The sequence below is a fragment of the Streptomyces sp. SID3343 genome (assembly GCF_009865215.1).
In the GTDB taxonomy this organism is placed as follows: Bacteria; Actinomycetota; Actinomycetes; order Streptomycetales; family Streptomycetaceae; genus Embleya.
On the sequence record NZ_WWJX01000741.1, the window covers coordinates 1 to 4767 of the forward strand.

At 73.4% G+C, this 4767-nt stretch carries 5 protein-coding genes; 3 read left to right on the top strand and 2 right to left on the bottom strand.

Going from position 1 to position 4767, the window contains the following annotated elements:
• The coding region (locus GT354_RS22765; RefSeq protein ID WP_161358228.1) for a class I SAM-dependent methyltransferase at positions 1–533 on the bottom strand (533 nt) is incomplete at its 3' end.
• A 208-nt stretch (positions 534–741) separates the two neighbouring features.
• Here GT354_RS22765 and GT354_RS22770 point away from each other — a divergent pair.
• Both GT354_RS22770 and GT354_RS22775 read left to right on the top strand, forming a co-directional pair.
• Positions 742–1899, top strand: a complete 1158-nt coding sequence (locus tag GT354_RS22770; RefSeq protein ID WP_161358229.1) for a sensor histidine kinase — start codon at positions 742–744, stop codon at positions 1897–1899.
• Positions 1884–2558 (top strand): response regulator transcription factor, encoded by a 675-nt coding sequence (locus GT354_RS22775; protein ID WP_161358230.1) that lies wholly within the window; start codon positions 1884–1886, stop codon positions 2556–2558. Before GT354_RS22770 ends, GT354_RS22775 begins: the two co-directional genes overlap by 16 nt.
• 25 nt (positions 2559–2583) lie before the next feature.
• Here the strand turns inward: GT354_RS22775 and GT354_RS22780 are convergent, their stop codons facing one another.
• A complete protein-coding gene (locus GT354_RS22780; protein ID WP_161358231.1) occupies positions 2584–3240 on the bottom strand; it encodes a pyridoxamine 5'-phosphate oxidase family protein in 657 nt (218 codons plus the stop codon).
• 215 nt (positions 3241–3455) lie between these two features.
• Here GT354_RS22780 and GT354_RS22785 point away from each other — a divergent pair, with 215 nt between their 5' ends.
• Positions 3456–4763, top strand: a complete 1308-nt coding sequence (locus tag GT354_RS22785; RefSeq protein ID WP_161358232.1) for an aminotransferase class I/II-fold pyridoxal phosphate-dependent enzyme — start codon at positions 3456–3458, stop codon at positions 4761–4763.
• Positions 4764–4767 lie beyond the last annotated feature (4 nt).

The following is a 4767-nucleotide window of genomic DNA, read 5'->3' on the forward strand; positions in this document are numbered from 1 at the left end:
GCGTGTTCGAGCTTGAGCGCGTTCAGCGGGGCGAACGCCCGGGCGGTGTCGCCGCCGGGGCGCGGCGGCTGCGGGCAGACGAAGGCGAGCCGGCCGGCCGGCAGCAGTGCCCGGCGGATCGTCGCGAACGCGGCCGCGTGGTCGGCGAAGAACATCACGCCGCCGCGACTGATCGCGACGTCGAAGTCGGCGAACGGGAACGGGTACACCTGCGCGTCCCCCTGGACGAAGGACACGTTGGCGAGTCCGTGTGCCGCGGACCGCTCCCGGGCCCGCTCCAGCATCGCGCCGGACAGGTCGATCCCCACCGCGTGCCCCTGCGCCGCGCGCCGGGCCGCGAGCCGCGTGGTGTGCCCGGTGCCGCACCCGATGTCCAGCACGTGGTCGCTCGCGCCGATGCCCGCCGCCGCGAACAGCGCGCCGTCGAAGGCGTGCATGATCGCGTCGTAGCGGTCGGCGTGCTCGGCCCAGTGCGCGCCGACCTCGCCGTCCCACAGGGCGGCTTGCGCGGTGTTGGCGATCGTGAGTGACATGTCGGTCTCCTTCGAGGCGAAACCCGAGCACCCGTCGGGTACGGCACGATGGTCGCCGTCGCGGGCCGATCCGGTATTGGTGCGGGGGAAGAGCGTTCGGGCTGGTCGCCCGGCACGAGCGCGGGCCCGCTCTGGTGCGTGGGAAGTAGACCGCGCCCCGTCGCCGGGGAGGACGCGCGGCCGGCCGAACGCGGTCTACTGTGCGGCGATGAGCATCGAACGGTTCCTGCGCGTCGGCGCGTTCGAGGTCGTCGTGGTCGCCGTCGTCGGCGCACTGCTCGTGATCGACGCCACCGTGGGATACGGCCCGCACACCGGCCCGCGCCCGCTGGGGTATCTCGCGTTGGTGATCGGCGCGGGCTCGCTCCTGGTGTACCGACGGGCGCCGCGCGTCGTGCTCGCGGTGACGATCGTGGCGATGCTCGGCTACGGCGTCCTGATCCACCCGAGTGCGCCCGCCGCCTTCCCCGTCATGGTCGCGATGCACACCGCGGCGCGGTTGGGGTATCGGGTGACGGCCTTCGTCGGTTCGGGCGTCTACCTGGTTTGCGCGTTCATGGTCGGCCTGCGGGCGAGTGGCCTGGACGAGCGACTCGTCGAGCGCACGCTGCTCCTGGTCGGATGGTTCCTGGCCGCCGGGCTCACCGGGCTCATCGATCGGCATCGTCGCGCGTATCTCGTCGAGGCCCGCGAGCGGGCTTTGGAGGCCGAGCGCACCCGTGAACAGACCGCCCTGCGCAGGGCCGACGAGGAACGCCTGCGGATCGCGCGCGACCTGCACGACTCGCTCACGCACAGCATTTCGATCGTCAAACTCCAGGCCGGGGTCGCGGTGCACCTGGCCCGCAAACGCGGCGAGGAGGTGCCGCCCGCGCTGTTGGCCATCGAGGCCGCGGGCCGCGAGGCGATGCACGAATTGCGCACGACCCTGGGCGTGCTGCGCGGACCGGCGGACGGGCAGGCGGGCCACGGCCTCGCCCGGCTCGGCGAGTTGGTCGATCGAGCCCGGGCCGCCGGGGTCGCGACGGTGTCCACGGTGACGGAGGCGGTCGGTCCGTTGCCGGTCGCGGTGGATCGGACCGCGTATCGGATCGTCCAGGAGGCGCTGACGAACGCGGCCCGGCACGCCGGTCGCGGTGCCTCGGTGGTCATCGAAATAGCATGCGTCGAGGGGGACTTGGTGATTCGAGTGGTCGACGACGGAGTGGCCCTGCCGGGTGCCTGGGAGCCGGGGATCGGGCTCACCGGAATGCGGGAGCGAGTCGTCGCCCTCGGCGGACGCCTGGCCGCCGAGCCGCGCCCCGAGGGTGGCTTCGCCGTGCACGCGACACTTCCTCTGGACGGAGTCGCATGCTCCGCGTCCTGATCGTCGACGATCAGGCGCTGATGCGCGCCGGCTTTCGCGCGCTGCTCGACGCCGAGGACGACCTGGACGTGGTCGGCGAGGCCGCCGACGGGAGCGCCGGCGTCGAACTCGCGGTGCGACACGTTCCGCACGTGGTCCTGTTGGATGTACAGATGCCGGTCATGGACGGCATCGAGGCGACCCGTCGGATCACCGCCGACCGACGACTGGCGGCGGTACGGGTGGTGATCCTGACCAACTACGGCCTGGACGAGTACGTCTTCGACGCGCTGCGCGCCGGCGCGAGCGGCTTCCTGCTCAAGGACTCCGAACCGACCGAGTTGATCCGCGCGATCCACGTCGCCGCCGGCGGCGACGCGCTGCTGTCACCGGCGGTCACCCGACGGCTGATCGGCGAGTACGTGTCCCGGCCCGCCGGCAACGACTCGGCCCTGGACCCGCTCACCCAGCGCGAACGCGAGGCGCTGACGCTGGTCGCGCACGGCCTGAACAACGCCGAGATCGCGGCGCGGATGGCGATCAGCCCGTTCACGGTGCGCACGCACGTGGCCAACACGCTGGCCAAGCTGGGCGCGCGCGACCGTGCCCAACTCGTCGTCGCCGCTTACGAATCGGGACTCGTCAGCCCGCGGGAGGCGGCCGGCGGCGCGTGGGCGTAGGACCCGGTGCGCGACGAGGTCCGGATCAGGACGCGTCGAGCCACGCGGCCAGGTAGGCCGGGGGCTCTTGGTCGCGGTCCGGACGCAGGGGGCCGCGGACCGTGGCGAGCGGGGCGACGCCGGCCCAGTAGGGGAGGTCGAGATCGTTCTCGTCCTCGGCGAGGCCGTGGTCGCGGACCTTGGCGGCGACTTGGTCGAGGTCGAGCCGGAACATCGAGGTCTGGGCCAGTTCCTTGGCGTTCGGCTCGCGGCAGTCGTCGGCCCGGCCGGGGACGAGGTGGTCGATGATCACCCGGGAGGCGTGCAGTTGCTCGGCGCGGTCGGCGACGTGCTTGAGGCCGCCGTGCGCCATCACGCAGTGGTAGTCCATCGAGTGGTGCATCGCGGAGCGGGACAACACCATCGAGTCCACGTGGGTGACGGCCGCCACGACCGGGAACCCCTCCGCGCCGCTCGCCCGCACCGCGAGCGCGAGTTGCGAGCCGCTGGAGGCATGCAGGTACAGGCTCTCGCCGTCGCGGCCGTACGCGAGTGGGATCAACTGGGGCCGACCGTCGATCACGAACGAGAGGTGGGCCAGGAAGCCCGCGTCGAGGATCGCGTGCACGGTCGCCACGTCGTAGCGCATCCGGTCGCGGTGGCGGTTGGGGCTGGTCGCTGCGGCGACGGGATACTCGGCCACGACGGGCCTCCTTGTTTGTATTAGTGCAAAATTGTCAATGCAGTAGTACAATAGATGCCGGTTGGGGGTGGGTGTCAACGGCATACTTGCGGCGCCGCCGCCCGACTGTCACTCCGCTCTTCCGACTCTCGATCCACCGACTCTCGATCCACCGACGACCGGCCAAAACGATCCACACCCGCCGACCGCCTCCGGCGCGAACCCGCAGGAGCCGCATGCCCCCCACCGGCCGTACCGCCGCCGACATCGCCGCGTCGATCGAGCGCGAACTGCACACGCGCGCGCTCTCGCCCGGCGACGCGCTGCCGCCCGTGCGCACGCTCGCGGGCGAACTGGGGGTCAACGCCAACACCGTCGCGGCCGCGTACCGCACCTTGCGCGAGCGCGGCATCGTCGAGACGCACGGCCGCGCAGGCACCCGGATCCGCGCCCGCCCGCAGACCACCCGGCGCCACAGCCTCGGGCCCGACGTCCCGCTCGGCGCCCGTGACCTGTCCACCGGCGAGCCGGACCCCGCGCTGCTGCCGTCGCCCCGGTTCCCCGACCCGGACCGGTGGCGCCCGCTGTATCGGCACGACGCGCTGTACGAGCCGTTCGCCGACGCGACCCGGACGGTGCTGCGCGGAAGCGGCGTACCGGTGGACCACCTCGCCGTGGCGTCCGGCGCCCTCGACGGCATCGAGCGAGTGCTGGCCGCGCACGTACGGCCCGGCGACACCGTCGCCGTCGAGGACCCGGGGTGGGGCAACATGCTCGACCTGCTCGGCGCGCTGAACCTGACGCCCCGCCCCGTCCCGGTCGACGAGGACGGGCCCGACCCCGCCGCGACCGAAGCCGCGTTGCGCGCCGGCGCCCGCGCGTTCGTCGTCACCGCCCGCGCGCAAAACCCCACGGGCGCCGCGGTGTCCGCCGAACGCGCGGGCCGACTGCGCGCCGTCCTCGCCGCCCATCCGCACGTCGTGACCGTCGAGGACGACCACGGCAACGACATCGCCGGCGTCGACCTGCACACCGTCGCCGGCGTCACCACCCACTGGGTGTACATCCGCTCCGCGGCCAAGGCCTACGGCCCGGACCTGCGCTGCGCGGCGATGGTCGGCGACGCGGTGACCATCGACCGGGTCGCGGGCCGACAACGCCTGGGCCCCGGGTGGGTCAGCCACGCCCTGCAGCACGCCGCCGCGGCCGGGTGGACGAGCCCGACCGCCGCCGAGACGGTTCGGGCCGCGCGCGACGCGTACCGCGAGCGGCGCGACCGGCTGATCGACGCACTGCGCGATCGCGGCGTGCACGCCACCGGCCGCAGCGGCATCAACGTGTGGGTCGAGGTCCCCGACGAGACCGCCGCGATCGCCAACCTGCTCGCCCGCGGCTGGGCGGTCGGCCCGGGCGCGCGCTACCGCGTCACGTCCGGGCCCGGCGTACGGATCACCGTGGCCGGCCTCACCGAGACCGAGACCGCGGACCTGGCCGACGCGGTCGCGGCGGCGCTGCGCACGCGGCCGCGCGGGCTGTCGCGCTGACCCC

Coding starts and splice junctions, on each gene's coding strand:
- GT354_RS22770 (WP_161358229.1), top strand. CDS start 742: ATGAGCATCGAACGGTTCCTGCGCGTCGGCGCGTTCGAGGTCGTCGTG.
- GT354_RS22785 (WP_161358232.1), top strand. CDS start 3,456: ATGCCCCCCACCGGCCGTACCGCCGCCGACATCGCCGCGTCGATCGAG.
- GT354_RS22775 (WP_161358230.1), top strand. CDS start 1,884: ATGCTCCGCGTCCTGATCGTCGACGATCAGGCGCTGATGCGCGCCGGC.